Below are 26,417 nucleotides of genomic sequence, written 5' to 3' on the forward strand. Positions count from 1 at the left end.
ATTACGGACAGCCGGCCGGGCTGGTTCAGCGACGTCCGCCGCGCGCCGTGTAGGCGGCGATCCCGGCCGCGAACAGCGCCGCCGCGGTCCACGTCGTGACCGGGTCGTCCGACGCGCCCGTCGGCCACGTGGTGATCCGCCAGGACAGCGACTCGCCCGGCGGCATGATCGCGCTCACCGCCCACCACAGCACCGGTGCGACGGGAGCGAGCCGCGCGCCCGCCACCGTCGCCGTCAGCCCGGCGAGACCGGCCATGCCCGCCGCGTCGCGCACGAAGAACGCGACGTCGGACGGCGCGTCGCCGAGCAGCTGGACTCCGAGCAACTGGACTCCGAGCAGCTGGACTCCGAGCACCGCCGTCGCGGCCAGCGCGGTGGCCAGCAGCAGGTGCCCGAACCGCCACACCGGCCACGGCAGGGCGGTCGAGGCGTCCAGCTCCGGGTCCTGGCCCGTGAGGCCGACCGTGACGACCAGCACCCCGGCCAAGGCCGTCAGCGACGCGCTGAGCGGTGTCCACGGCGAGCGCAGCGCCAGCCACGCCGCGAAGACCACCACGGGCAGCGCCACGAGCGCCGCGGGCACACCGCGCGACCGGGCGTACAACGTGAGCGCTCTCATCGCGCCGCCAGGGTCGCGAGGATGCTCTCGGAGTCCTCACACGCCAGCAGCATCTCGCGTGCCTTCGCGACCCGGTTCAGCTGCTCCCGCTCGGACTGGCCTCGCAGGGCCTGCCAGGCCGAGTCGAGCTCGGCCCGCATCCGCGAGCTGTTCCACAGGTAGGAGTCGGAGGCGAGCTGGGTCAGGCCGCCGTTGAAGTAGCCGGCGGTCAGGTAGCGCACGATGGCGTCCCGGGAGTCGAGCGCGTAGGGCGTGGAGCAGGTGGGCACACCCGCTCCGGCGAGCATCTCGAGCCGCATCTGGCCCGGCGGCATCTCGAGCACCCTGGGATAGCCCTGCGCCGGCACGTAGACGGTCCTGCTGCTGCGTTGCGGGGCGGACAGGTGAGCCATCGCGGACGTGTCCTCGCGGACCTCGGTGGGCGCGCCGGGCAGCACCGCGAGCTTCGCCAGCACCTCCTCGCCCACCGCGGCCGCCGCCGGCAGCGCGTCCGCGTGCGCCCGGCTCACGCACACCGGGCCGTCGCAGACCAGCTCACCCGCGATCGAGTCCGTCACCAGCACGTCGGAGAGCTTCACCGGCAGGATCGACACGGCGAGCACCCCGGCCAGCGCGGCGGGGACGAGCGCGGCCAGCCGTCCGGCCCAGGTCCGCGACGCCAGCAGCAGGAACGCCGCCACGCCCAGGCCGGCGAACCACACGCCCTGTCCGAGGTCCACGGACGTCGAGGTCGTGACGAGGTCCGAGCTCGGCGGGTCGAGGACGGGCGTGAGCAGCGCGAGACGGGAGATCTCGTCGTCCGGGGACCGCGACTCCAGGGCCCGCGCGGCGCTGGTCGCCACCATGAACGTGGCCACCAGCGCCACCGGCACGGTCAGCGGGTGCGGCAGCAGCCGCCCGATGGCGAGACCCAGCAGCACGCTCGACGCCAGTGCCAGCACCACGGTCAGCATGAGCGGCAGGAACCCGATCGAGACGAACCCGCCGCCCAGCGCGACCTTCACCACGAGTCCCGCGCAGAGCAGCGCCCCTGCCACGGCGACGACGCCCGCCACGGCGGTCGCGAGCGTCCCCAGCCGGACCCAGCCAGGACGGGACGTGGCGGTGAACAGCTCGGTCACGCGCGCCCGGCTGTCCCGCATGCCCTGGAAGACGGCGAGACCGACCACGAGCGCCCACACGTAGGCCAGCGGCACGCGGAACTCGAGCAGCGCCGACGTGGAGTTGCCCTTCCACCTCGCGTTCTCCGACGTGACCAGCCACAGCATCCCCGTGCCGGCGACGAGGACGACCAGCCCGGCCCAGAGCGCGGTCGAGCGCCGCAGTTCGATGCGCAACCCGGTCACCAGGCACTCCCGCTCTTCGCGCTGATCAACGCCGAGTAGCCGCGTTCGATCGGGCTGTCGCCCACGTGGTCCCGGGTTCCCGCGTTGACGAGGTCCGACGGGGTTCCCTGGAACACGAGGGAACCCTCCGACACGAGCACCACGTCCGTGCAGGCCGCCGCGACGTCCTCGACCAGATGCGTCGAGATGAGCACGCAGGACCGCTGCCCCAGTTCGGCCACCAGTTCGCGGAACCTGAGCCGTTGCGCGGGATCCAGCCCGACCGTCGGTTCGTCGAGCAGCAGGACGTCCGGTTCGTTGACGATCGCCTGCGCGATGCCGACGCGCCGGACCATGCCGCCGGACAACGACTTCATGCGGTCCTCGGCGCGGTCGGTCAGCCCCACCCGTTCCAGGGCGCGGTTGACGGCGCCGGGGATCTCCCGTGACGGCATCTCCTTCAGCCAGGCCAGGTACTCGACGAACTCCCTGACCTTGAACCGCTTGTAGAAGCCGAAGTGCTGCGGCAGGTACCCGAGCCTGCGCCGGACGGGCCGCAGCCGGCCGTCGATCGGGGTGCCGAGCAGGGACAACGAGCCCCCGCTGGGCCGCTGGACCGTCGCCAGCGTCCGGATGAGCGTCGTCTTGCCCGCGCCGTTGGGGCCGAGCAGTCCGTGCACGCCCTGGCCGAGCCGCAGGTCCAGGCCGTCGACCGCGTTGCGGCCACCACGCCTGCCGCCCACCCGCACGACCAGGCTGTCGGCTTCGATCGCCCGCATCCTGTTCTCCTTCAGGTCATTTCCGCCTACAACCGGCAAGACGGTGGCGGCGGCTCCCCGGTTCTCCGTTCGCCGTGGCCTGGGTCACTTTGTCCTTTGTGGACCGCTACCAGGTGCCGGGCCGGTTCGGGAGGGCGAGCGTGGCGCTGTAACCGCGTTCGATGGGGCTGTCACCGGGGTGGTTCTCCGTGCCGGCGTCCGCGAGCTGGGAGGGCGTGCCCTGGAAGACGAGTTTCCCTTGGTGCAGAAGGACCACGTCCGTGCAGGCGGCGGCGACGTCCTCCACCAGGTGGGTGGAGACGACCACGCACGCGTCGGAGCCGAGCTCGGTGAGCAGCTCGCGGAACCTGAGTCGTTGCGCCGGATCGAGACCGGCGGTCGGTTCGTCCAGCAGCAGTACCTCCGGGTCGTTGACGATGGCCTGCGCGATGCCGACGCGCCGGATCATGCCGCCGGACAACGTCTTCAGCTTGTCGTCGGCGCGGTCGGCCAGACCCACGCGGTCGATGGCGCGTTGCACGGCACCGGGAACGTCCCTGGCCGGCATCTCTTTCAGCCACGCCACGTACGCGACGAACTCCCTGGCCGTGAACCGGCGGTAGTGCCCGAACTCTTGCGGCAGGTAGCCGATCTTCTTGCGCGTCTCGTGGAGCTTCTGGTCACCGAGCAGGGAAAGTGTGCCTCCTGCCGGCCGCAGCACGGTGGCGAGCGCGCGGATGAGCGTCGTCTTGCCCGCGCCGTTGGGGCCCAGCAGCCCGTGCACGCCGCGTCCCATGGCGAGCGTGACGCCGTCGACGGCGGTCTTCCGCCCTGCCTTCACCCGCAGGTCGCGTGCCTCGATCTCCCAGGCGTAGGTGGTGGGCGCGGTCATCGGTTCGCCTCCAGGCGGGTGAAGGCCATCCTGCGCCGTGCGATCACGAGCAGACCCACGGCGAGGATGGCGGCCCACGCGGGTGTGGTGTTCTCGTTGAGGACTGCGGACATCCGGTTGAACGCGATCGTGGGCGCCACGATCGCCACGGCCCAGGCCGCTGTCAGCGTGACCGCCGCGCGGGTGACCCCGATGAACGCGCCGAGGGCGAGCGTGCCGGTGGTGAACGCGAGGCACGGCAACAGCCACAGCGTGAGGTGCAGGCCCGTCAGCAGGCTGGCGACCGCCAGTCCGGGCACGATGACGGCCAGCACCGCCGCGGTGCGCCGGAACACCAGCGGCAACCCGGCCCGCGGCGTGGCGGCGATGAGCTCGAAGGCGGGGTCCAGCGCCCGGCTCCACGACGCCGCGACCCCGAGCACCGGCAACACGGGCGCGACCAGCAGCACCAGCGACACCCGCCCGCTCGCCGCCGCGCCGAGCTGGTCGAGGGCCACCGCGGCGGCCGTGACGAGCAGGATCATGGCGAGCCACGGCCCGGCCGCCGGCGACACCCACGCGTTGAACCTTTGGCGCGCACGCGGCATCTGCGGCGTGCGGTCGAGCAACGGCTCGAGGCCGGCCCACGCCGCCTCGGCGACGGTGTCGGGCCCGAGGCGGCCGCGACACGGCGCGCACGTCTCAAGGTGCGACTCGACGGCCCACAACTGGTCGGCGGCGATGTCGTCGTCACCGCGCGCGTACCGGCGCAACAGCGAGTCGCTGGGGTGGTCCGCGGTCATGGCCGAGCCTCCTTCGACACGGGGGTCGCGTTCCGCGTGGTCAAGTTCGGGGTCGTGCTCGGGGTCGTGCTCATGCCAGGGCCTCCCGCATCGCGATCCGAGCTCGCCGCGCGCGGGTCTTCACGGTCCCCTCGGGCACGCCGAGCAGCAACGACGTCTCCCGCACCGACAGCCCGTCCAGCACCATCGCCTGCAACACCTGCCGCAACTCCGGCGCGAGCCGCCGCAAGGCGTCCCCGACCTCGTCCCCGACCACCCCGTCCAGCACGGACTCCTCGGCGGCGGGCGCGGTGTGATCCGCCGCGGCAGCGGCAGGGGGCGCGGCGTGGTGAGCACGACGCCGGAACGCGTCGATCAGCCGCCGCGCGGCAATGGTCCACAGCCAGCCCACCGCACTGCCGCCGGCAGAGGCACCGGCGAACGCGTCGGCGGCCCGCCACACCGCGAGGTAGGTCTCCTGTAGCACCTCGGCGACGATCTGGTCGTCCGAACACCGCCTGCGCAACCGCACCGCCAGCCACGGCGAGGTGCGGCGGTAGAGCTCCTCGAAGGCGCCGCGATCACCCCGCGCGACTCGGCGCACGAGCTGTTCCTCGTCGAGGTCGGCCGGCTCACCCCGGATGGCTCTCACACTCCGCAAGACGTGGGCGGCGCCTGGTGGGTTCTCACCTCGGTGTGGCTTGTGTCACAGGGGGCGGTAGCGGTGGCGACGTGTTCACCCTGCCGTGGTGAACCCTGTGCCGCTTGGGCAGCGTCGCCGCTGCCTGCCTGGCATGCCGCCGACAGGTCACGTCGACGCGGGCAGACCCACCGCCAGCGTCAGCTCCAGCACCCGCCACGGCGAGTTCAGGTCCGGGTACAGGTCCCGCAGCTGCCCCATCCGGTACCGCACGGTCTGCGGGTGCACGAACAGCGCCGTAGCCACCTCCTCGCGCCGGCCGTGGTGCAGCAGCCACGCCCGGAGCGTCTCCTCCAGGCGGCGGGCCGTGCTGGCGGGCAGGGCGCGCAGCGGGGCGAGGGCTCTGGCGCGGAGGTCGGCGTACGCGTCGGGGTCGGCGCTCAGCACCAGTTCGGCCAGGTGTTCCTCGGTGTCGCGTATGTCGGGGGAGAGGGAGCGCGCGCGTGCGGCTCGTGCGTACGACGCTGACGCACGCGTCCATGGGCGTGCTGGGCCTACGACGGCCTGGCGGTCCTTCAGCTGGCGCAGGAGGTGGGTTCGGTCGGCGTCGGGCACCAGCAGCACGCCCACGCCGTCGGGGAGGTCGTCCAGCACCAGCGCGCCGGGGTCGAGGAAGCGGAACGCGGGGCGGGCCTGGGCCGCGGGCAGCAGTGCCACGGTGAGGGTCGTGGGGGGCTGCCAGGCGGCGCGGCCGGCTGCGGCCAGCAGGACCTCCGGGCTCGCGCCGGCCAGCAGGTCGCGGGCCAGTTGTTCCAGGTGGCGTTCGTGGGCCAGGCCTCGCGCGGCGAGTTCGTCGGCGTGGCCGGCGGCGCTCGCCGCGGAGAGCTCGTCGATGTAGGCGAAGGTCAGCTCGGCGAACTTCGCCACCTCGGCGGCCGGCAGACCCGCTGGTACGGCGCCTGCCGCCAGGCCTCGCCACGCCACGCGCGCGCCCACCCGGTAGGCGCTGAGCAGGGCGTCCATCGAGCGGCCGTCGCGCACCTCGCCGCGGCCCAGGTCGTAGGCCGCCTCGCTCGCGTCGCCTCCGGTGGCTGCGCCACCGGCCAGGTCGAGGTAGTGTCCGAGCGCCGTGCGGACCGCGCGGCGGATCGTGCCACCCATGCGGCCCGAGAGCGCGTTCTTGTAGCTCGGGACCTCGTCGATGATCGCCTGGACGACCTCGTCCGCCGTCGTCCTCAGCACCGACCGCAGAGCGGTGACAGTTTTCTCGTCGAGGGCCAATTCGGTGGCTCTCTGAGTTGCGTAACTCATGATTTGTTCCCCGCGAACAATTCTGGCGAGCAGATTCACGTCGTACGGACAGGACTTTACGCCGTGAGGCGCATCAAGCTGGAGTCATGACGAGTGCCGCCCTCCGCAGCAGGGCGTGGAAACTGCTGGAACTGGTCACGACGCCGCTGCTGCCGTCCGACTACCTCGACCTGGTCAGCCCGCTCCGGTCGGGCGCTGACCTGCGCGGTCGCATCGAAGCCGTCCATCAGGAGACGGATGACGCCGCGACCATCGTCATCAGGCCCGGTAAGGGCTGGCGCGGTCACGTCGCCGGTCAGTACATCCGGGTCGGGATCGACGTCGACGGCGTGCGCCTGTGGCGCGCGTACTCGGTGACGTCGCCGACGAGCCGCAGGGACGGCCGCATCACGATCACCGTGAAGGCCATCCCCGACGGCAAGGTCAGCAACCACCTGGTCCGCAAGGTCAAGCCGGGCACGGTCATCCAGCTCGACCAGGCGACCGGCGAGTTCGTGCTGCCGGCGACGAAGCCCGCCAAGGTCCTCTACCTCACGGCCGGCAGCGGCATCACGCCCGCGATGGGCATGCTGCGCGACGCCCGGCTGACCGACGTCGTCATGGTCCACTCCGCACCGCGCCCGGAAGACGTCATCTTCCGCAAGGACCTGCACGACCTCGTCGCCGACAAGGCGCTGAAGCTCGTCGAGCTGCACACCGACACCGCCGGCGTGCTCGACATCGCCCGCCTGGAGGACCACGTCCCCGACTGGGCCGAGCGCGAGACCTGGGCCTGCGGCCCGGCCGGCCTGCTCGACGCGGCCGAGGAGCACTGGGCGAAGCACGGTGTCGCCGACCGCCTGCACACCGAGCGGTTCCGGCCCAGCGTCGTCGTCGCGGGCGAAGGCGGTGAGGTCACGTTCGGCAAGACCGGCAAGACCGTCGAGGCCGACGGCGCCACGCCGCTGCTGAACGTCGGCGAGGAGGCCGGCGTGCTGATGCCGTCCGGCTGCCGCATGGGCATCTGCTTCGGCTGCGTCACCCCGCTCAAGGCGGGCGCCGTGCGGGACCTGCGCACCGGCGAGATCACCCAGGCCGAGGACAGCCCCACCGCCCACGTGCTCGTCCAGACCTGCGTGTCCGCCGCGGCGGGCCCCTGCGAACTCGAACGCTAGCCCTTCCCACCACAGACCTTCCTCCCCCGCGAAGTGGCACACCCCCGGCCACCGCAGCACGGAAAGCGAGCCTCATGACCGCCATCGACCCCACCGCCCACCTCACCGACGAGCAGATCGAGGAGCTCGGCCGCGAACTCGACGCCATCCGCGACGAGGTCATCGCGAGCCGTGGCGAGAAGGACGCCGCCTACATCCGCAAGGTCATCTCGGTGCAGCGCAAGCTGGAGCTGACGAGCCGCGGCATCCTGCTGTTCTCCCTCTTCCCGCCGGCGTGGATCATCGGCACCGCCGGCCTGTCCGTGGCGAAGATCATGGACAACATGGAGATCGGCCACAACATCCTGCACGGCCAGTGGGACTGGATGCGCGACCCGAAGATCCACTCCACCACCTGGGAGTGGGACCACGTCTCGCCCGCCGAGCAGTGGAAGCACTCGCACAACGAGCTGCACCACACGTACACCAACGTGATCGGCAAGGACAACGACCTCGGCTACGGCATCATGCGCGTGGACGAGGACCAGAAGTGGCACCCGATGTACCTCGCGCAGCCGCTGTGGAACTTCATCAACGCCTGCTTCTTCGAGTACGGCATCGCCGCGTACGACCTGGAGCTCGGCAAGAACCTCCACAAGCGCCGCCGCAAGAACCCCGAGTTCCGCGCGCGTGCCAAGGCGGTCGGCCGCAAGATCCGCAAGCAGGTGCTCAAGGACTACGTGATCCACCCGCTGCTGTCGGGCCCGTCGTTCCTCACCACGCTCGCCGCGACGTTCACCGCGAACCTGGTCCGCAACCTCTGGTCGCACTCGGTCATCATGTGCGGGCACTTCCCCGAGGGCGTGCAGACCTTCGAGCGCCGGTCGATCAAGGGCGAGACGCGCGGCCAGTGGTACCTGCGCCAGATGATGGGCTCCGCGAACATCAGCGGCAGCAAGGCCATGCACTTCATGACCGGCAACCTGTCGCACCAGATCGAGCACCACCTGTTCCCGGACCTGCCGAGCAACCGGTACGCCGAGGTCGCGGTGAAGGTGCGCGCGCTGTTCGAGAAGTACGAGCTGGACTACGTCACCGGCCCGCTGCCCAAGCAGGTCTTCTCCGCGTGGCACAAGGTCTTCCGCCTCTCGCTGCCGAACAAGAAGCCGAAGGTCAAGACGCCGTCCCGCGACAAGGAGCTCGTCGCCGCCTGACGCAGGACAAAGGACCGGACAAGGAGTGGTTCAGATCTTTCGGCCGTACCGGCGAGCACGCCGGATTCGGTGAGATTCCTCCGTAGGGCCCGAGATGTCGCATCCCTGCTGCTTCATCGGGCCCTCCGACGGAGGAACCTATGCGAAGGGTCTACCTCGTCGCGGCCACCCTGCTCACGGCCGCGACGATCCACACGCCTGCCGTGACCGCGGCACCCGCCGCGGTCACGGAGACGGTGTACGTCGAGTCCACGATCGACAGCGACTCGGACGGCAAGCTCGACCGGATCGCCGCCGACGTCATGCGCCCCGGCACTGCCGAACGAGTGCCGATCGTCATGGAGGCCAGTCCTTACTACGGACTGGGCGCGGCGGCGGCCACCTCGACCACCGTGCCGCGCGGCTTCGGCCGTTGGTACGACGAGTACTTCGTGCCGCGCGGGTACGCCGTCGTCGAGATGGAGATGCAAGGCACCTCCCGCTCGACCGGCTGCCCGACCACCGGCGGCCCCGAGGACACCGCGAGCGTCCGGGCGGTCGTCGACTGGCTCAACGGCCGCGCCAGGGCGTTCTACGCCGACGGACGGCAGGCGGTCGCGAGCTGGAGCACCGGCGACGTCGGCATGCTCGGCGTCTCCTACAACGGCACGCTGCCCAACGCGGCGGCCGCGGCGAACATCCCCGGCGTGAAGACGATCGTGCCGATCGCCGCCATCTCCAGCTGGTACGAGTACGCCCGCGACCAGGGCGTCGGCTACAAGGGCTGGGAGGCCAACTACCCGGCCTACCTCGCCGGCTACGTCGTCAGCGCGGCGCAGAAGGCGAAGTGCAAGGCGGTGTTCGACAAGCTGTCCGCCGAGGACGGCGACGAGTCCTACGACTACACGTCGTTCTGGAAGGCCCGCGACTACCGGGTGGGCGCGGGAGACGTGTCCGCGTCGGTGTTCGCCGTGCACGGCCAGGCGGACTGGAACGTCAAGCCGTCGCAGTTCGGCCGCTGGTGGCAGGAGCTCGCGGAGAAGAACGTGCCGCGCAAGATCTGGCTGCACCGCGGCGGTCACCTCGACCCGATCTCGTTCCGCCAGGCCGAGTGGCAGCGCGTCATGGGCCTGTGGATGGACCACTGGCTCAAGGGCGCCGACAACGGGATCATGGACGAGCCGATGGCCGACGTCCAGAAGCCCGACGGCGGCTGGGAACAGGCCGCGTCCTGGCCCCGGCCGGGCACGAGCGGCACGACGCTGTACCTCGGTCCCGCGGCGAACGGCATGTCCGGTTCGCTGACCACGACCCCGGTGTCCGGTGGCACGCACCGGCTGGGGGACAACACGAACCTCAGCGAGTCGGCCATGATGGCCGGCCCGGAGACCGCCGACTCACGCAGGCTGGCCTACGTGACGGCGCCGCTCACGAAGGACGCCCGCCTGTCCGGTGAGGTCAGGGTGACGGCCAGGATCGCCTCGAACCGCACGTCGACGCCGTTGACGGCGTTGCTCGTGGACTACGGTCCGAGCTCGCAGGCGGTGCTCACCGAACGGTCGCCGCTGCAGCTCTCCACCGAGACCTGCGGCAAGAACGACCTGCGCGACCGCACCGGCTGCGCGCGACCGCCGGAGGTCTCGGTGCAGGCGGTCAGCGCGACCATGCTGACCAAGGGCGCCATCGACGCCAAGAACCGGTTGTCGCTGGAGTCGGCGACCCCTTTGCCCACCAACGCGACCACGGACGTCACCTGGAAGCTGCACGCGCGTGACGCCCTGATCCCGGCGGGTCACCGCATCGGGATCGTGATCGTCACCAACCACAGCGCCTACATCGCCAGGGACACCGGGTCGAGCGGCATCGCGCTCGACCTCTCGCTCGGCGTGAGCAAGGTGGTGCTCCCGGTCGTCGGGGGAGCGGTGGTCACCGGATGACGAACCGGTGCCTGCGCGCCGCGACTTCACAGCGCGCAGGCACCGGTCTGTCTAGCCTGGCGCGATGGTCACGGGGGAAGCATTCTCAGCCGTCATACCGAGCCCGGCACAGGGCGTGTGGCACCTGGGTCCGGTACCGATCAGGGCCTACGCGCTCTGCATCATCGCCGGCATCCTGGTCGCCGCCTGGCTGACCGAACGCCGCTACGTCCAGCGCGGCGGCAGGCCCGGTGTCATCAACCAGATCGCGACCTGGGGCGTGCCGTTCGGCATCGTCGGCGCCCGGCTGTACCACGTGGCCACGTCCTGGCAGCCGTACTTCGGTCCCGGCGGCAACCCCGTCAAGGCCTTGTACATCTGGGAAGGCGGGATGGGCGTCTGGGGCGCCATCGCGTTCGGCGCGCTCGGAGCGTGGATCGGCGCCCGGCGCGCCGGGGTGGCGCTGCCGCCGCTCGCGGACGCCGCCGCGCCGGGAATCCTGCTGGCCCAGGGGATCGGCCGCCTCGGCAACTGGTTCAACAACGAGGTGTACGGCGGCCCGACCGACCTGCCGTGGGCGCTCACGATCCACGAGTGGGACCAGGGCGCCGGCCGCGCGGTGACCGGGCCGGACGGACTGCCCGTGGTGCTGGGCACGTTCCACCCGGCGTTCCTCTACGAACTGCTGTGGACCTTCGCCGCGGCGGCCGTGGTGATCTGGGCGGACCGCCGGTTCCGGCTCGGGCACGGCCGGGCGTTCGGGCTCTACGTGGTGCTCTACACCTCGGGACGGCTGTGGATCGAGGCGTTGCGGGTCGACGAGGCGAACACGATCCTCGGGCTGCGCCTCAACATCTGGACCTCGGTCATCGTGGGCCTGGTGGCGGCCGCGCTGACCGTGTGGTCGGCGCGGCGGCACCCCGGCCGGGAGGACCTCGGGTCAGCTTCGGAGCCGAGTCGTACCCCTCCGCCGGCAGACGCGGTGCCGGGACGGAGCGCTGAGGGGTGATCCTTCCTCCAGGACGACCGATCGCGGCACGGTCGCTCACCCGCCGGGCGTGACGAGCCCCGTCTCGTAGGCGAGCACGACGGCCTGCGCCCGGTCCCGCAGCCCCAGCTTGGCGAAGATCCGTGCGACGTGCGTCTTCACCGTGGCCTCGCTCAGCACGAGGTGCGCGGCGATCTCGGAGTTGGACCGCCCGTGCCCGACCAGCGTGAGCACCTCCCGTTCGCGCGGGGTCAGCGCGGTCAGGTCGCGGTGCACGGCGGGCGCCGCCGGGGTGCCGGAGGCGAAGCGCTCCACCAGCCGGCGGGTGATCGACGGCGCGAGCAGCGCGTCACCGGTCTCGACCAGGCGGACGGCCGCGACGAGGTGCTCGGGTGTGACGTCCTTGAGCAGGAAGCCGCTGGCACCCGCCGCGAGCGCCTCGTAGACGTACCGGTCCAGGTCGAACGTCGTCAGCATCAGCACCCGGCTGTCGCCCGGCTCCCGCACGATGCGGCGGGTGGCCTCGAGGCCGTCCATCGCCGGCATGCGGATGTCCATCAGCACGACGTCCGGTTTCGTCTCGCGCACGACCGCCACGGCCTCGGCGCCGTCGGCCGCCTCGCCGACGACGTCGATGCCGCCCGACTTCAGGATCATGCGGAAGCCGATGCGCACGAACGCCTGGTCGTCGGCGATCACGACGCGGGGCGCGGTCACGGGCGCTCCACCGGGATCTTGGCCCGGACGCGGAAACCGCCTCCGAGCCGCCGTCGCGCGTCGAGGTCGCCACCGAGCACGGCCACGCGTTCCCGCAGTCCCAGCAGCCCGCGGCCCTGTCCGTCCTCCGTGGACACCGCGGAGCCCGACAGCACGCTGGGGCCGGTGGTGAGCACCTCTACCCGCAGGTGGTGTTCGGCGTACCGCACGGTCACCTCCGCCGGTCGGCCGTCGCCGTGCTTCAGGGCGTTGGTCAGCGCCTCCTGCACGACCCGGTACGCCGTCAGGTCCACACCGGACGGCAACGGCCGCGGCTCGCCGGAGATCCGGACCTCGACCGGAAGCCCGGCGAAGCACATGCGGTCGACCAGTGAGCCGAGCCTGCTCAGACCCGGTTGCGGCGCCAGCAGGTCGTCGCTGTCGGCGGAGGGCGCGAGGAGTCCGAGCATGTGCCGCAGCTCGGTCATCGTGTCGCGCCCGGCGCTCTCGACGGCCAGCAACGCGTCGGTCGCCTCGTCCGACCCGAGCACCCGGCGTGCCGCCCCGGCCTGCACCACCATGACACTCACGTTGTGGCTCACGATGTCGTGCAGCTCCCGCGCGATCCGGGCGCGTTCGGCGTCGACGGCGTTGCGCGCGGCGCTTTCCCGTTCCTTCTCCAGCAGCCAGCCGCGTTCCTCGACCGCACGGGCGTACGCGCGCCGGGCCGCCGCCAGCCGCACCGCGAAGAACACGGCGGCCACGCACGCGACGACGGCCACCACCAGCTCCCACACCCCGTCACTGTCCCAGAGCCGGCGCCACGGCCGCATCGAACCCCGGATGGAGCCACTACATCCCCGGGATGACCCCGCCCGGTGAGTTACCTCCCCGGACTGACGCTCCACCGCCGCCCGCTGAGCAGGATTGCGGCCATGGAGAACTCGGACGCCGTCGTCGAGCTGACGAACGTGCGCAAGGAGTACAGCGACTCGGTCGCGCTGGACGGGCTGTCGCTGACCGTCCGCGCCGGGGAGGCCGTCGCGGTGATGGGCCCGTCCGGCAGCGGCAAGTCGACGCTGCTGAACATGATCGCGGGCCTCGACCGGCCGACGTCCGGCTCGGTCGTCGTGCACGGCACGGATCTGGGGGCGCTCGGCGAGACGGGCCTCGCCCTGTTCCGGCGGCGCGGGATCGGCATGATCTTCCAGTTCTTCAACCTGCTCGACGACCTGTCGGCGCTGGACAACGTCGCGCTCGCGGCCCAGCTCACCGGCACCGGGGCCGGCCAGGCCCGTGCCCGCGCGCTGGAGCTGTTCGGGGAGCTCGGCATCGCGAGCCGCAAGAACGTCTACCCGGCGCAGCTCAGCGGTGGCGAACGGCAGCGCGTCGCGGTGGCGCGGGCGTTGATGAACCGCCCGGCCCTGCTGCTGGCCGACGAACCGACCGGCGCGCTCGACAGCAGGTCCGGTGAGCAGGTGATGGACCTGCTGCTCGACCTCAACCAGATCGGCCAGACGCTGCTGCTGGTCACCCACGACGAACGGCTCGCGACCCGGTGCGCCACCAGGGTGATCGAGGTCGTCGACGGCAGGATCGCCCGCGAGCAGAGCCTGGAGCGGACCTCGTGAACGCCGTCTGGCAGGCGTCGTGGGCCGCGGTGCGCAGGCGGAAGCTGCAGACGTTCGTGATCGGCGTCGTCGTGTGCGCGGCGAGCGCGACCCTCGTGATGGCGCTGGGGTTGCTGGAGGCGTCGGCCGCGCCGTTCGACCGCGCGTTCGCCTCGCAGCGGGGCGCGCACCTGACGGCGGCGTTCGACCCGGCGAAGGTGTCGGAGGCCGGCCTGGCGCGGAACGCGGGGGAGTCGGCGGGACCGTTCCGGCAGGCCACTGTGGACACTTCGGAGGGGGAGATCTTCCTCGGCACGCTCACGGTCGTGGGACGAGCGGATCCCGGAGGTCCCGTCGACCGCGTGTCGGTGTGGCGCGGCAGGTGGCCCGCGAACCCCGGCGAGATCGTCCTCAACCGGACACCCGGCGGCGTCGGTGACCGGCTGGACCTGGGTTTCGAGCTGGAGTTGCCGGGACGCCCGAAGCTGACGGTCGTCGGGTTCGCCCACTCGGTGACCGGGTCCGCCGACGCGTGGGTCACCCCCGGGCAGATGACCGCGTTGCGGCCCAGCGCTCTCCAGATGCTCTACCGCTTCCCGCAGGCGGGCACCGCGGCCGACGTCGAAGCGGGTCTGGCGGCGGTCACGGCGGGCCTGCCGCGCGATGCCGTGCTCGGCACGCTTTCTCACCTCACCGTCAAGGACAAGGCGACGTCCGAGCTGGGCGTGTTCATCCCGTTCCTGCTGATCTTCGGCGTGCTCGGGCTCGTCGTGGCGGTCCTGATCGTCGCCAACGTCGTGAGCGGCGCGGTGGTCGCGGGGCTGCGGCACATCGGAATGCTCAAGGCGATCGGCTTCACCCCGGACCAGGTCATGGCCGTCTACCTGGTCATGGTGTCGATCCCGGCGGTCATCGGCTGCGCGCTCGGCACGATCGCGGGCAACTTCTTCGCGAAACCGATCGTGCAGGACGCCGTCGAGGGCTTCGGGGTCGCCGAGCTGAGCTTCGCGCCGTGGGTGAACGTCGTCGCGGCCGTCGGCATGCCGCTGCTGGTGGTGCTGGCCGCGCTCGTCCCGGCGCTGCGAGCACGCCGGCTCCCGGCCGCGCGGGCGATCAGCGCGGGCACCACGACGCGCACCGGCAGGGCGCTGTGGATCCAGCGCCGGCTGAGCGCCACCGGGTTGCCGCGCTCGGTCAGCCTCGGCCTCGGGATGCCGTTGGCGCGCACCGGCCGCAGCGCGCTGACGCTGGCGTCGGTCGTGTTCGGCGTCATGACCGTGACGCTCGCGACGGGCGTGACCCTGTCCGTGACGGCGTACGACGCCGCGGTCCGCCCCAGCCACCCGGATCGGGTCGAGCTGCTGGCGGGACCACCGCCCGGAGCGCCGGACGTCGGGCCGGTCGGCGGGGAACCACCCGCCGCGAAGCTGAGCGACGCCGAGGACGAGGCGCTGCTGCGCTCGTTGCCCGGCGCGACGGCCCTGCTGGCCGTGACGCAGCTCGAGACCGAGGTCGCGGGCGGCACGCAGGAGGCCACGATCTTCTTCCACCGCGGGGACGTCGGTGTGCTCGGCCCGCGCGTGCTGACCGGGCACTGGCCCGACGGACCGGGTCAGGTCGCGGTGCCGTCGAGGTTCCTCAACCAGCGCGGGCTCGCCGTCGGCGACACCGTCACCGTGTCGGCGAGGGGCAACCAGGCCCGGGCCGAGATCGTCGGGGTCGTGCTGACCAACAACGCCGACCAGATCTTCGCCGACTGGTCCGCGCTGGCGGTGCTCGCACCGGGTTCCCGCGCGAGTTCGTACGAGGTGCGGACGACGCCCGGTACCGACCGGGACGCGGTCGTCGCCGCGGTGCGGGCGAAGGACCCGGGCCTGCGCGTCCTGCCTCCGCGGGACAGCACGTCGTCGACCACTGTGATCCTCGTCAGCGCGGCCGTCGTCCTCACGCTCGTGCTCGGTGCGGTGGCGGCGCTCGGCGTGTTCAACACCGTGGTCCTCAACGCCCGTGAACGCCGCCGCGACCTCGGCATGCTCAAGTCGATCGGCATGACGCCGCGCCAGGTCACCGCGTTGCTCGTGACGTCGATGGGCGCGCTGGGAGTGCTCGGCGGGCTGATCGGCGTACCGGTGGGCTTCGCGGCGCACCAGCTCGTGGTCCCGGCCATGGCACGCGCGGGCCAGGCCGATGCCATCGACATCCTCATGGACGTCTACCCCGCGCCGGTGCTCGCGCTGCTGGCGTTCTCGGGGCTCGTCATCGCCGTGCTCGGCGCGGTCGTCCCGGCCAGGGGAGCGGCACGGCTCTCGATCGCCACCGTCCTGCACAACGAATGAACCAGGGGGAACAGTGATGCGCGGATGGGTCGCATTATCGCTTGTGGCAGCAGGGGTTCTGGCCGCGTGTCCACCGGCGCTCGCCGACAGCGGCACGATGGTCAGGCGAACCTCGTACGGCATCCCGCACGTCCGTGCCTCCGACTACCGAGGGGTGGGGCAGGGACTCGGGTACGCGTTCGCCGAGGACAACCTCTGCGTGATGGCGGACATCGTCGTGACGCTGTCGGGGGAGCGGTCGCGGTGGTTCGGGCAGGAGAACCCGGACAGCGACCTCTACTACCGGCGGCTCAACCAGTCCGCGGTGGTCGAACGCCAGCTGGTCGCCCAGTCGCGACAGGCGCGGGACCTCGTGCGCGGCTACGCGGAGGGCTTCAACCGCTTCCTCGCACGGACGTCGAACGCCTGTGGTGGAGCGGAATGGGTGCGGCCGATCACGGAGCTCGACGTGTGGCGGCGGGCCCACCAGGTCGCGGGACTGACCGGGAGCGAGGGGTTCCAGGAACAGCTGGTGTCCGCACAGCCACCGGGATCTCCGACGGCCGCCGCGCCGATGCGCCGCGCGGAGGAGAAGCCGGCCAGCAACGGCATCGCGCTCGGCCGGTCCGCGACCACCGCGGGAACCGGGATCGTGCTGGGCAACCCGCACTTCCAGTGGGACGACGACTGGCGCTTCTACCAGCACCACCTCACGATCCCCGGCGAGCTGGACGTGAGCGGCGCGGGCCTGTTCGGCCTGCCCGTGGTCAACATCGGCCACAACGACAGGCTGGGCTGGACCCACACGGCGTCCGAGGCGCAGACCGTGACGCTGGCGAAGCTGACGCTGGTCCCCGGCGACCCCACGGCGTACGTCGTCGACGGCCAGGTGCACCGCATGATCGCCGAGGAGGTCACCGCGGGCGGCACGACGAGGACGCTGTACCGCACTCCGGACGGCCCTGTGTTCGAGGACTCCGAGCTGCTGCAGTGGACCGGCACGACGGCTTACGTGCTGCGCGACGCCAACTACGGCAACCTCCGCGTCATCGACCAGTGGCTCGCCATCGCCCGTGCCCGCAGCGTCCCTGATCTGCACGCCGCTCTCGTCCGCCACCAGGCCCTGCCGTGGGTGAACACGCTCGCGTCGGACTCCACCGGCACCGCCTACTTCAGCGACGTCCAGGTGGTCCCGCACGTCACGGATGAACAGCGTGCCCGTTGCGGCACAGGACCTTCCGTCGGTCTGGTGATCCTCGACGGCAGCCGTGGGTCGTGCGGGTGGGGCAGCGACCCGGACGCCGTGACGCCGGGCAGGTTCGGCCCTGGCCGGCTGCCGAAGCTGGTCCGGCAGGACCACGTGAGCAACATGAACGACAGCGCGTGGCTGACCAACCCAGCGGCGCCGTTGACCGGCTACCCGTCCATCGTCGGCGACGTCGGCACCGAACGTTCCGCGCGCACCCGCATGGGACTGGACATGATCGGCTCGGACCGGTTCACGCTGTCCACTGTGGAGCGGGCGATGTTCGGCAACCGCAACCTGACCGCCGAGCAGGGCCGTGCCGCGGTCGTCGCCGTGTGCCAGGCCAACCCGACGCCGGTCGCGAGCGACGGCCGCCCGGTCGACGTCCGTGCCGCGTGCGCCGCGGTGGCCGCGTGGTCCGGAACCGGTGACACCGGCCCGTCCAGCCGGGGCGCCTACTTCTGGCGTGCGTTCATCGGCGCGGCGGGCAGGCCCGGCGTGAAGATGTGGGAGGTCCCGTACGACCCGGCCGACCCCGTGCACACCCCGCGCGGCATCAACGCCGCGGATCCCGGTGTCCAGCGGGCTTTCGCCGACACCGTCAACGCCTTCGCGGCCGCCGGCGTCGCGGTGGACGTACTGCTGGACGACGTCCAGCAGTACGAGGGCATCCCGATCCACGGCTGCCGCGGCCCGGAGGGCTGCTTCAACGTGATCTCGGTGCCCGCACCCCGGCCGACCGCGGAGATCCCGCACGGCACCAGCTTCGTGATGGCGGTCGAACTGACGGGGAACGGCCCGCGCATGCGGTCGGTGCTGGTGTACGGCCAGTCCGCCGACCCGGCCTCACCGCACCACACCGACCAGGCCCGCCTGTACGCGCGCAAGCAGTGGGTGACGGGGGCGTTCACCGAACGCGAGATCGCCGCCGACACCCGTTCCGTGCGCCATCTCGGCTAGATGAGCGGCGAGCGGGTGAGGTGCCGGCACATCATCCGCTTCGCGGTGGACGCGGAGAAGATCGTGGACGTGGTGCCGGGCGGGCACGGCGGGCTAGCTCTCGAACCCGCCGTGCCTGCCCGCTCCGGACGTGAAGCGGGCCGCTCCGGTGGCGCCTTCGCGTTGCACGACCGGCACCCCGGCGGCGCCCTCCGCGCGCAACGCCTCCTCCAGCGGCAGGTCGAGGCCCGCGTAGGTCGACGCCCGGTCCGCGAGCACGCACTCGAACGGGAACGAGGCGATCTGCTCGGCCAGCTCCAGCGCGGCGGGCACGGCCTGACCGGGCTCGACGACCCGGTTGGCCAGCCCGATCGCCAGCGCCTCGTCGGCGTGGACGGGGCGCCCGGTGAGGATCAGGTCCAGCGCACGCCCGAGTCCCACGACCCGGGGCAGGCGCGCCGTGCCGCCGTCGATCAGCGGCACGCCCCACCGCCGGCAGAACACCCCGAAGACGGCGTCGCTCTCCACCACCCGCAGGTCCGCGAGCAACGCCAGTTCCAGGCCGCCCGCGACGGCGTACCCGCTGACCGCCGCGATCACCGGCTTGGTGAGCCGCAACCGCGTCGGTCCCATCGGGCCCGAGCCGCCGCCGTCGGGATCGAGCTCGTTGCGGCGGTCCGGGTCGGCGACGGCGCTCAGGTCGGCGCCCGCGCAGAACGTCCCGCCCGCCCCGGTGAGAACCGCCACCCGCTGGGCCGGGTCCGCCTCGAACGCCTCGAAGGCCTCCCGCAGGTCGCCGGCCATCCGGCGGTCGACGGCGTTGCGGCGATCGGGGCGGTTCATCCAGATCACCGTCGTGGTGCCTCTTGTCTCGACCCGCACGTCGTCCATCGGCCCTCCTCGGTCCCACCCGAGGTTAGGCCCGTGTCGAAGTCCGTGTTCGCGATAGCCGGGCCTGAGGCGGCCCCCCGGGGCACGGCCGGGCGGTGATCACTGGCGCCGAGCGCGCCGATGTCGTCTACTTGCGCCATGGCCATCGTCTCTCCCGGGTTCACCGGACGGCGCCAGTCACCGGACGTGCGGCTGCCGCCCGGTCAGTACCTGGCGGAGGACTTCCCGGTGCTCACCGCGGGACCGACCCCGCGCGTGCCGACCGACCGGTGGGAGTTCACCGTCGGCACCGAGGCCGGCCAGAAGCACACCTGGTCGTGGCAGCAGCTGATCGAGCTGCCCGCGGAGAAGATCACGACGGACATCCACTGCGTGACCAAGTGGTCGAAGCTGGGCACGCGCTGGAAGGGCGTCTCGCTGGACGTGCTGCTGGAGGACGTGGAGACGGCGGCGGACTTCGCGCTCGTCCAGTCCTACGGCGGCTACACGACCAACCTGCCGCTGGAGGACCTCCTCGACGGGCAGGCGTGGATCGCCTACCGCTACGACGACGACGATCTCACGCCCGAGCACGGCGGCCCGGCGCGGTTGCTGGTGCCGCACCTGTACTTCTGGAAGTCGGCGAAGTGGGTCCGCGGGATCCAGTTGCTGCTGGAGGACGAACCCGGCTTCTGGGAGAGCGCGGGTTATCACGACTACGGAGATCCATGGCGCGAGCAGCGGTATCAGGGCGACTGACGTGGCGGCTGGCGTCGCTCGCCGAGGCCACCGACATCACCGGGAGCGCGCGCCGGCTCGTGTTCGACGTGCCGGACTGGCCGGGTCACCTGCCGGGACAGCACGTCGACCTGCGCCTGACCGCCGAGGACGGCTACTCGGTGCAGCGCAGCTACTCGATCTCCTCCGCGCCGGACGGCGGCCGCGTCGAGCTGGCCGTGCAGCGCGTCGAAGGCGGTGAGGTGTCGCCGTACCTGTGCGACGTGCTCCCCGCCGGCTCGGAGATCGAGCTGCGCGGACCGGTGGGCGGCTGGTTCGTGTGGCGTGCGTCGGATCCTTCGCCGGTGACGCTCGTGGCGGGCGGTTCGGGCATCGCGCCGCTGATGGCGATGATCCGCACCCGCGCCGCGGAAGGCAGCCGCGTGCCGTTCCGGTTGATCTACTCGGTGCGCACGCCCGACGACGTGTACTTCGCCGACGAGCTGGCGCGCCGCGCCCGCGAGGACGCGGGCCTGGACGTGAAGATCGTGTACACCCGGCGGGCTCCGGAAGGGTCTCCGGAGCCGCCGGGCCGGCTGGGTGTGGCCACCCTCAACACGGACGGCTGGCCCGCCGAGTTCAGTCCGCAGAGCTTCGTCTGCGGACCGACCGGGTTCGTCGAGACCGTGTCGGACGTCCTGGTCGCGCTCGGCCACGACCCGCGCCGCGTCCGCACCGAACGTTTTGGCTGATGGGAGAGGGTCGATGGACGACGAGCACGTGGACGGCAACGCGCTCGCGGGCGACCTGCGGGAGATCTTCGCGGTGGACCTGACCGCGGCCACCGGGAAGTGCGCGGGATGCGGCTACAGCGGGTCCGTGGCGACGTTGCGGGTCTACCGGAACGCACCGGGGCTGGTCGCGCGCTGCCCGCACTGCGAGGAGGTCGTGCTGCGGCTCGTGCGCGGGCGCGACCGGGCCTGGCTCGACCTGCGCGGCACGGTGAGCCTGGAGATCCCGCTGTCGTCCTGACGAACGGGCCCGCTCCTGGCGTGAGTGGGCCACCGCCGTGTCGGCCACCGCCGACATCCTCGCCATCGGCATCGTGGCCGGTCCGCGGGAGACCGGCGCATGCGTGCCCGACGACTTCTCGGTGATGGGCTTTGACGACCGACGCGGGTGGAGTGAGTGGGCCGCTGCGCGGGTGTGCGGGCGAGCGGTGGGATCAGGACGGGGCCTGGGGTGCCTGGAGGGCTGCGGCGGCTGGAGCGGCGGCCACCGGGCGCTTCGGCCGAGAGGGGCCTCCCGGAGCGGCAGCCGAGAGGCGTCCCCCACTGACCCGCCGACGGCCCCGAAAGGCCCCGCGCGGTCTGGAACGGCTCCAGACCGCGTCTCTCAACGGTCATCTTCGCGAAACTTGTCCGGTTTGACATGCGCGATGCGTCCATTCGGCCGTAGCCCGGCGTCCGACCCGTGTGCGTGGATGTACGGGAGCGCTCTTACAACGTTGTAAAAACGAAGGGGAATCTCGTCGATGAGAAAAGCCGCCCCCGTACTCGTCGCGCTGCTGCTGGCGCTGGGAGTCGCGTCAGGCACGCCGCCCGCAGGGGCCGCCGAGCCCGTGCACGGCCTGAAGGGCGAGTACTTCAGCATGTCCCAGCCGGGCGCGCGTGACTTCGCGAAGCTCGGCGGCACCGTCCTCGACAGCCAGGTCAACCAGTCGGACCTGACCGGTGTGTTCAGCTTCCTCACCGGGCAGCCCGAGCACACGACCGCGCGCTGGACCGGGCAGATCGCCGTGCCGCAGACCGGCGACTACACGTTCTACGCCATCGGTGACAACGGGTTCCGGCTGCTGGTCGACGGCCAGCCGGTGATCGACCACTGGGTCCCCGACTGGGACAGGGAGCAGACCAGCGCACCGGTCACGCTGACCGCAGGCAAGCAGTACGACTTCAAGCTGGAGATGTTCCAGGACGTCGGTGGCGCGAACATGTTCCTGCGCTGGTCCAGCGCGACCATCGCGAAGCAGATCGTGCCGGAGTCCGCGTTCACGCCGCCGGCGGGCTTCCAGGCCGTGCCGCGCGCGGCGAGCGTCTCCGAGGACGGGCGCACTCTCACCGCTGACTTCGGCGGCAGGGTGTCGGGTGTCGGCGACCTGAAGGACCACCTGCGCATCGAGGTCGACGCGACGCCGATGCCGATCTCGGTCGTCACCACGAGCCGCGAGCGCGTCACGATCCGGCTGGCCGAGAGGGTGTTGAAGGGCCAGTCGGTCCGGATCTACTACGACGGCGCCGGCTCGTTGACCGTGGGCGGCAAGAAGGTCGAGAAGGCCGCCCGTGTCGTCACCAACACCTCGGCGGAACGGCTCCGGACGCCGTGGGGCGAGAAGGTCGACACGCGCAACCCGCTGCCGGAGTACCCGCGTCCGCAGCTCGAGCGCGACAAGTGGGTCAACCTCAACGGCCCGTGGGAGTTCTCGGCCGCCAAGGAGGGCCAGCAGCCCGCGTTCGGCAAGAAGCTGCCCGAGAAGATCATCGTGCCGTACCCGGTCGAGTCGCAGCTCTCCGGGCTCGAGCGGCACGAGGACCACATGTTCTACCGCCGCACGGTCTCCGTCCCGCACGACTGGAAGATCGGCGACGGGCAGCGCCTCAAGCTCAACTTCGGCGCGGTCGACTACCAGGCCAAGGTCTGGGTGAACGGCAAGCTCGTCGCCGAGCACACCGGCGGTTACACGGCGTTCAGCGCTGACATCACCGACGCCCTCAAGCGCGGCAACGACCAGGAGATCGTCGTCGCCGTCACCGACACGACCGGGCCGTACCAGCCCAAGGGCAAGCAGTCGCCCAACCCCAGCGGCATCTTCTACACGCCTTCGTCGGGCATCTGGCAGACGGTGTGGATGGAGCCGGTGGCGGACAAGGGCATCGACGAGATCAAGACGACCCCGGACCTCACCACCAGCTCGCTGGCGATCAACGTGAAGTCCGCCGGCAACGCCACCGTCACGGCGGTCGCGAAGGACGCTCGCGGCAAGCAGGTCGGCACGGTCACCGGACCGGCGAACTCGGACCTGAGGCTGTCCGTGCCCACCCCGCACCTGTGGACGCCGGACGACCCGTACCTGTACCAGCTCGAGGTCAGGCTGGGCGGCGACAAGGTCAAGAGCTACTTCGGCATGCGCTCCACCGGTGTCGCCATGGTCGGCGGCACGCCCAAGCTGACGCTCAACGGCAAGCCGATCTTCAACCTGATGCAGCTGGACCAGGGCTTCTACCCGGACGGCCTGAACACCGCGCCGAGCGACGAGGCGCTGGTCTTCGACCTGAAGGCGCAGAAGGACCTCGGCTTCAACTCCGTCCGCAAGCACATCAAGGTCGAGCCCGCCCGCTGGTACTACCACGCGGACCGGCTGGGACTGCTGGTGTGGCAGGACTTCGTGTCCGTCCAGGACGGCCGCAACCCCGAGGCGCAGCAGGCGTGGCTCAGCCAGGGCCGCGAGATGATGCACCAGCTGCAGAACTACCCGTCCATCTACGCCTGGATCGTGTTCAACGAGGGCTGGGGCGAGTGGGACCGCACCGCCACCGGCCAGATCACCGACCAGGTCAAGGCCGCCGACCCGAGCCGGATCGTCAGCGCCCACAGCGGTGTGAACTGCTGCGACTCCAAGGGCGACTCCGGCAGGGGCGACGTCATCGACCACCACGACTACAACAACACCGACCCGGCCAAGCCGGACGGCAAGCGCGTCGTGATGGACGGCGAGCACGGCGGCTTCACGCTGCGCACGCCGGGACACCAGTGGCCCGGTGCGCCGATCGCGATCTACAGCGGTGTGGCGGACAAGGCGGCGCTGACGGCGAAGTACGTCGACAACACCCGCACGTTCTACCTGGGCCAGGCGCGCCAGGAGCTGTCGGCGTCGGTCTACACGCAGGTCACCGACCTGGAGGGCGAGCTCAACGGCCTGTGGACCTACGACCGCAAGCGCATCAAGGTCGACCCCGGTCCCGTCCGCGAGATCAACCGGCGCGTGATCGAGGCCGGTGCCAACGCGGGCACGCCGTACCCGTACGCGAACAAGGGCGAGTGGAACCTCGACGAGCGCAGGGGAACGACCGCGAAGGACTCGAGCGGCGGCGGCAACTCGCTGACGCTCACCCCGACCGGTGTGACGTTCAAGGACGGCACGTTGCAGTTCGCCGGCGGCTCCGCGGACACCTACGGCCCGGTCGTCGACACGACCGGTGACTACACGGTCTCCGCGCGGGTGAAGCTCGACGAGGTGCCGAGCAACTACGCCACCGCGGTCAGCCAGGACGGCAGGGAGCGGGAGAACCCCTTCTACCTGCAGTACGGGCAGGGCGCGTGGGCGTTCAGCACGCCCGGTGGCAACCGGGCGCGGTTCGAGGTCGTGCCGGAGGTCGGCCGCTGGTACGAGGTCACCGGCGTGCGGGCCGGCAACGAGATCCGGCTCTACGTCGACGGCGTGAAGGTCGCGACGGCCCCGGCCGGACCGGCGCTCGTCAGCACCGGCGGTTTCACGGTGGGCCGGGCCAAGTACGAGGGCCGCAACGTCGACTTCTGGCGCGGCGCGGTCGACGACGTCGACGTGGTCGGCAAGGCGTTGACGGACGCGGAGGTGGCCCAGCTCTCTTGATGTTGGGAGAACGCTCTCCAGACGTGGTACAACCGGTGCATGACCAAGAGCGCACCCACGCTGGAGGACGTTGCGAAGGTGGCGGGCGTGTCCCGGGCGACGGTCTCGAGGGTCGTCAACGGGACACGCAACGTCGATCCGCAGCTCCAGGAGACGGTGCGTAGCGCGATAGAGCAGACCGGGTACACGCCCAACCGCGTGGCCCGGTCTCTCGTCACCCGGCGCACGGGCACGGTGGCGCTGGTGATCTCCGGCGCGGGCGGGGGATCGGACGTCTTCACCGACCCGTTCTTCGGCAGGGTCACCGCGGGGGTCGTCGACTTCCTGCGCCTGCACAGCGTGCACCCCGTGCTCATGCTCGCCGACTCGGACCACTCGCGGACCGAGGTGGTCGAGTTCCTCAGACAGGGCAGCGCCGACGGCGCACTGCTCGTGTCCACGCACCCCTCCGACCCCCTGCCCTCGCTGCTGCTCGAAGCCGAGGTGCCCGCCGTGCTCTACGCGCGGCCCGGCCGTCCGATGCCGATCAGCTACGTCGACATGGACCACCGCGCGGGCGGCAGGATGGCCGCCGACCACCTGGTGGCGGCGGGGCGGTACAACATCGCCACGATCTCCGGCCCGCTGGACGTCCTGGCGAGCCAGGACCGGCACGCCGGCTTCCGCGATGCGATGGCCCGCCACGGGTTCCCGTACGTGCCGACCGCCGAGGGCGGGTTCACGGCGGAAAGCGGGGCGACCGCGATGCAGCGGCTCCTCGTCGAGTGCCCCGACCTCGACGCCGTGTTCGCCGCGAACGACCTGATGGCGCAGGCGGCCGTGGACGTGCTGCAGGCGCACGGGCTGCGCGTTCCCGACGACGTGGCCGTGGTCGGGTTCGACGACAGCGCGCCCGCGAAGGCCTGCCGCCCGCAGCTCACCACCGTCCGCCAGCCCGTGGAGCGGATGGCGGCCCAGATGGCCGACCTGCTGCTGTCGGACCTGGAAAAACCGGGACAACGGCCGAAATCCGTCATCTTCGAACCGGAACTCGTCGTACGGGCCTCTGCCTGATTGACCTGCCCGACACCCGGCGTTAACGTCCCTTGGGAGAGCGCTCTCACACCCCTGTCCAAGGCTTTCAGCCCTTCCCCCGTCAGGCAGGACCATGGGCTCAACCCTGTCCAGGGCCGCCGCGCTCGGCGCTGCCGCTCTGTGTTTGATCACCACAGTCAGTGCTACCTCCCAGGCAGGTGCCGCCGCGTGCGGCACCGCGAACGCCGCCCTGAACCGACCCGCGACCGCGTCCTCCACCGAGAACGGCGGCACTCCTGCGTCCGCTGCCGTCGATGGCAATGCGGGTACGCGGTGGTCGTCGCAGTTCTCGGACCCGCAGTGGATTCAGGTGGACCTCGGCTCCACGCAGCAGGTGTGTCGTGTCTCCCTGACGTGGGAGGGCGCGTATGGCAGGGCTTTCCAGGTGCAGGTGACTGACAACGCTGCGGATTCGGCGTCGTGGCGCAGTGTGTACTCGACCACGACCGGTGCGGGTGGTACGCAGGCGCTCGATGTCAGCGGTTCGGGCCGGTATGTGCGGGTGCTGGGTACGCAGCGCGGTACCGGTTATGGCTATTCGTTGTGGGAGTTGAGCGTCAACACCGAGGATGGCTCGACGGGCATTCCGTCGACTGATCCGCGTAACCCGGATTTCGGTCCCAACGTGTACGTCTATGGGCCGGGGTCGTCGCAGGCGGAGATGCAGTCGAGGCTGGACTCGATCTCGGCGCAGATGAGGACGAACCAGTTCGGTCCGCAGCGTCATGCCGTGTTGTTCAAGCCG

The 26,417-nt window shown here is 71.3% G+C and carries 23 protein-coding genes and 1 pseudogene; 14 read left to right on the forward strand and 10 right to left on the reverse strand.

From position 1 onward, the window contains the following. Nucleotides 1–25: 25 nt before the first annotated feature. From VM306_RS09055 to VM306_RS09085, 7 genes are all read right to left on the reverse strand, one after another. Nucleotides 26–619, reverse strand: coding sequence for a hypothetical protein (locus VM306_RS09055; protein WP_325512958.1), 594 nt, complete (start codon nucleotides 617–619; stop codon nucleotides 26–28). Further along, nucleotides 616–1,965 (reverse strand): hypothetical protein, encoded by a 1,350-nt coding sequence (locus VM306_RS09060; protein WP_325512960.1) that lies wholly within the window; start codon nucleotides 1,963–1,965, stop codon nucleotides 616–618. Before VM306_RS09060 ends, VM306_RS09055 begins: the two co-directional genes overlap by 4 nt. Beyond that, nucleotides 1,962–2,723: an ABC transporter ATP-binding protein gene (locus tag VM306_RS09065; RefSeq protein ID WP_325512962.1), complete on the reverse strand. Its 762-nt coding sequence runs from the start codon at nucleotides 2,721–2,723 to the stop codon at nucleotides 1,962–1,964. Before VM306_RS09065 ends, VM306_RS09060 begins: the two co-directional genes overlap by 4 nt. 106 nt (nucleotides 2,724–2,829) lie before the next feature. Then, complete coding sequence (locus VM306_RS09070; protein ID WP_325512964.1) at nucleotides 2,830–3,594, reverse strand: ABC transporter ATP-binding protein; 765 nt, start codon at nucleotides 3,592–3,594, stop codon at nucleotides 2,830–2,832. Next, a complete protein-coding gene (locus VM306_RS09075) occupies nucleotides 3,591–4,376 on the reverse strand; it encodes a zf-HC2 domain-containing protein (RefSeq protein ID WP_325512966.1) in 786 nt (261 codons plus the stop codon). Before VM306_RS09075 ends, VM306_RS09070 begins: the two co-directional genes overlap by 4 nt. A 70-nt stretch (nucleotides 4,377–4,446) precedes the next feature. Then, the gene (locus VM306_RS09080; protein ID WP_325513002.1) at nucleotides 4,447–4,998 is read right to left on the reverse strand and encodes an RNA polymerase sigma factor; all 552 of its coding nucleotides are present in this window, start codon (nucleotides 4,996–4,998) and stop codon (nucleotides 4,447–4,449) included. A gap of 165 nt (nucleotides 4,999–5,163) precedes the next feature. Further along, nucleotides 5,164–6,306 (reverse strand): helix-turn-helix domain-containing protein, encoded by a 1,143-nt coding sequence (locus VM306_RS09085; RefSeq protein ID WP_325512968.1) that lies wholly within the window; start codon nucleotides 6,304–6,306, stop codon nucleotides 5,164–5,166. A gap of 86 nt (nucleotides 6,307–6,392) precedes the next feature. Between VM306_RS09085 and VM306_RS09090 the strand changes: the two genes are divergently transcribed. The 4 genes from VM306_RS09090 to lgt all read left to right on the forward strand — a co-directional run bounded on the left by VM306_RS09090 (nucleotide 6,393) and on the right by lgt (nucleotide 11,557). Continuing rightward, complete coding sequence (locus VM306_RS09090) at nucleotides 6,393–7,460, forward strand: ferredoxin reductase (RefSeq protein WP_325512970.1); 1,068 nt, start codon at nucleotides 6,393–6,395, stop codon at nucleotides 7,458–7,460. Between the two features lie 74 nt (nucleotides 7,461–7,534). Further along, nucleotides 7,535–8,653 carry an acyl-CoA desaturase gene (locus VM306_RS09095; protein ID WP_325512972.1) on the forward strand — a complete coding sequence of 373 codons (1,119 nt, stop codon included), beginning with the start codon at nucleotides 7,535–7,537 and terminating at the stop codon, nucleotides 8,651–8,653. A 140-nt stretch (nucleotides 8,654–8,793) separates the two neighbouring features. Further along, nucleotides 8,794–10,569, forward strand: coding sequence for a CocE/NonD family hydrolase (locus VM306_RS09100; RefSeq protein WP_325512974.1), 1,776 nt, complete (start codon nucleotides 8,794–8,796; stop codon nucleotides 10,567–10,569). A 64-nt stretch (nucleotides 10,570–10,633) separates the two neighbouring features. Then, nucleotides 10,634–11,557: a prolipoprotein diacylglyceryl transferase gene (gene lgt, locus VM306_RS09105; RefSeq protein WP_325512976.1), complete on the forward strand. Its 924-nt coding sequence runs from the start codon at nucleotides 10,634–10,636 to the stop codon at nucleotides 11,555–11,557. A gap of 36 nt (nucleotides 11,558–11,593) precedes the next feature. Here the strand turns inward: lgt and VM306_RS09110 are convergent, their stop codons facing one another. Together VM306_RS09110 and VM306_RS09115 are read right to left on the reverse strand one after the other, a co-directional pair. Further along, nucleotides 11,594–12,253 (reverse strand): response regulator transcription factor, encoded by a 660-nt coding sequence (locus VM306_RS09110; protein ID WP_325512978.1) that lies wholly within the window; start codon nucleotides 12,251–12,253, stop codon nucleotides 11,594–11,596. Beyond that, nucleotides 12,250–13,029 carry a sensor histidine kinase gene (locus VM306_RS09115; RefSeq protein WP_325512979.1) on the reverse strand — a complete coding sequence of 260 codons (780 nt, stop codon included), beginning with the start codon at nucleotides 13,027–13,029 and terminating at the stop codon, nucleotides 12,250–12,252. The genes VM306_RS09110 and VM306_RS09115 overlap by 4 nt, the downstream gene beginning before the upstream one ends. A gap of 138 nt (nucleotides 13,030–13,167) precedes the next feature. Here VM306_RS09115 and VM306_RS09120 point away from each other — a divergent pair, with 138 nt between their 5' ends. From VM306_RS09120 to VM306_RS09130, 3 genes are read left to right on the forward strand one after another with little or no spacing between them, the layout of a single operon-like run. Beyond that, a complete protein-coding gene (locus VM306_RS09120; protein ID WP_325512981.1) occupies nucleotides 13,168–13,863 on the forward strand; it encodes an ABC transporter ATP-binding protein in 696 nt (231 codons plus the stop codon). Then, on the forward strand, nucleotides 13,860–16,178 hold the full coding sequence (locus tag VM306_RS09125; protein WP_325512983.1) for an FtsX-like permease family protein: 2,319 nt from the start codon (nucleotides 13,860–13,862) through the stop codon (nucleotides 16,176–16,178). The genes VM306_RS09120 and VM306_RS09125 overlap by 4 nt, the downstream gene beginning before the upstream one ends. A 43-nt stretch (nucleotides 16,179–16,221) precedes the next feature. Continuing rightward, nucleotides 16,222–18,363, forward strand: coding sequence for a penicillin acylase family protein (locus VM306_RS09130; RefSeq protein ID WP_325512985.1), 2,142 nt, complete (start codon nucleotides 16,222–16,224; stop codon nucleotides 18,361–18,363). Nucleotides 18,364–18,456: 93 nt separating this feature from the next. Here the strand turns inward: VM306_RS09130 and VM306_RS09135 are convergent, their stop codons facing one another. Continuing rightward, a complete protein-coding gene (locus VM306_RS09135; protein ID WP_325512987.1) occupies nucleotides 18,457–19,233 on the reverse strand; it encodes a crotonase/enoyl-CoA hydratase family protein in 777 nt (258 codons plus the stop codon). A 138-nt stretch (nucleotides 19,234–19,371) separates the two neighbouring features. Between VM306_RS09135 and VM306_RS09140 the strand changes: the two genes are divergently transcribed. The 7 genes and pseudogenes from VM306_RS09140 to VM306_RS09165 all read left to right on the forward strand — a co-directional run. Beyond that, a complete protein-coding gene (locus tag VM306_RS09140; RefSeq protein ID WP_325512989.1) occupies nucleotides 19,372–19,971 on the forward strand; it encodes a sulfite oxidase-like oxidoreductase in 600 nt (199 codons plus the stop codon). Continuing rightward, nucleotides 19,941–20,681, forward strand: coding sequence for a ferredoxin reductase (locus tag VM306_RS09145; protein WP_325512991.1), 741 nt, complete (start codon nucleotides 19,941–19,943; stop codon nucleotides 20,679–20,681). Before VM306_RS09140 ends, VM306_RS09145 begins: the two co-directional genes overlap by 31 nt. Nucleotides 20,682–20,694: 13 nt before the next feature. Continuing rightward, nucleotides 20,695–20,961 carry a DUF6510 family protein gene (locus VM306_RS09150; protein WP_325512993.1) on the forward strand — a complete coding sequence of 89 codons (267 nt, stop codon included), beginning with the start codon at nucleotides 20,695–20,697 and terminating at the stop codon, nucleotides 20,959–20,961. A gap of 13 nt (nucleotides 20,962–20,974) precedes the next feature. Then, nucleotides 20,975–21,442, forward strand: a pseudogene (locus VM306_RS41320) (hypothetical protein); the annotation flags it as partial. Nucleotides 21,443–21,463: 21 nt separating this feature from the next. Further along, nucleotides 21,464–24,598: a LamG-like jellyroll fold domain-containing protein gene (locus VM306_RS09155; RefSeq protein ID WP_325512996.1), complete on the forward strand. Its 3,135-nt coding sequence runs from the start codon at nucleotides 21,464–21,466 to the stop codon at nucleotides 24,596–24,598. Nucleotides 24,599–24,637: 39 nt separating this feature from the next. Then, the gene (locus VM306_RS09160) at nucleotides 24,638–25,651 is read left to right on the forward strand and encodes a LacI family DNA-binding transcriptional regulator (RefSeq protein WP_325512998.1); all 1,014 of its coding nucleotides are present in this window, start codon (nucleotides 24,638–24,640) and stop codon (nucleotides 25,649–25,651) included. 94 nt (nucleotides 25,652–25,745) lie between these two features. Further along, the coding region (locus VM306_RS09165; RefSeq protein WP_325513000.1) for a discoidin domain-containing protein at nucleotides 25,746–26,417 on the forward strand (672 nt) is incomplete at its 3' end.

This window comes from Lentzea sp. (genome assembly GCF_035525475.1).
Taxonomy (GTDB): domain Bacteria; phylum Actinomycetota; class Actinomycetes; order Mycobacteriales; family Pseudonocardiaceae; genus Lentzea.

Bases quoted from the DNA above. Each gene is read 5' to 3' on its own strand.
- VM306_RS09090 (WP_325512970.1), top strand. From the start codon at position 6,393: ATGACGAGTGCCGCCCTCCGCAGCAGGGCGTGGAAACTGCTGGAACTG.
- VM306_RS09160 (WP_325512998.1), top strand. From the start codon at position 24,638: ATGACCAAGAGCGCACCCACGCTGGAGGACGTTGCGAAGGTGGCGGGC.
- VM306_RS09155 (WP_325512996.1), top strand. From the start codon at position 21,464: ATGAGAAAAGCCGCCCCCGTACTCGTCGCGCTGCTGCTGGCGCTGGGA.
- VM306_RS09085 (WP_325512968.1), bottom strand. From the start codon at position 6,306: ATGAGTTACGCAACTCAGAGAGCCACCGAATTGGCCCTCGACGAGAAA.
- VM306_RS09075 (WP_325512966.1), bottom strand. From the start codon at position 4,376: ATGACCGCGGACCACCCCAGCGACTCGCTGTTGCGCCGGTACGCGCGC.
- VM306_RS09145 (WP_325512991.1), top strand. From the start codon at position 19,941: ATGGCGCGAGCAGCGGTATCAGGGCGACTGACGTGGCGGCTGGCGTCG.
- VM306_RS09150 (WP_325512993.1), top strand. From the start codon at position 20,695: ATGGACGACGAGCACGTGGACGGCAACGCGCTCGCGGGCGACCTGCGG.
- VM306_RS09140 (WP_325512989.1), top strand. From the start codon at position 19,372: ATGGCCATCGTCTCTCCCGGGTTCACCGGACGGCGCCAGTCACCGGAC.
- VM306_RS09055 (WP_325512958.1), bottom strand. From the start codon at position 619: ATGAGAGCGCTCACGTTGTACGCCCGGTCGCGCGGTGTGCCCGCGGCG.
- lgt (WP_325512976.1), top strand. From the start codon at position 10,634: ATGGTCACGGGGGAAGCATTCTCAGCCGTCATACCGAGCCCGGCACAG.
- VM306_RS09100 (WP_325512974.1), top strand. From the start codon at position 8,794: ATGCGAAGGGTCTACCTCGTCGCGGCCACCCTGCTCACGGCCGCGACG.
- VM306_RS09120 (WP_325512981.1), top strand. From the start codon at position 13,168: ATGGAGAACTCGGACGCCGTCGTCGAGCTGACGAACGTGCGCAAGGAG.
- VM306_RS09095 (WP_325512972.1), top strand. From the start codon at position 7,535: ATGACCGCCATCGACCCCACCGCCCACCTCACCGACGAGCAGATCGAG.
- VM306_RS09065 (WP_325512962.1), bottom strand. From the start codon at position 2,723: ATGCGGGCGATCGAAGCCGACAGCCTGGTCGTGCGGGTGGGCGGCAGG.
- VM306_RS09070 (WP_325512964.1), bottom strand. From the start codon at position 3,594: ATGACCGCGCCCACCACCTACGCCTGGGAGATCGAGGCACGCGACCTG.
- VM306_RS09135 (WP_325512987.1), bottom strand. From the start codon at position 19,233: ATGGACGACGTGCGGGTCGAGACAAGAGGCACCACGACGGTGATCTGG.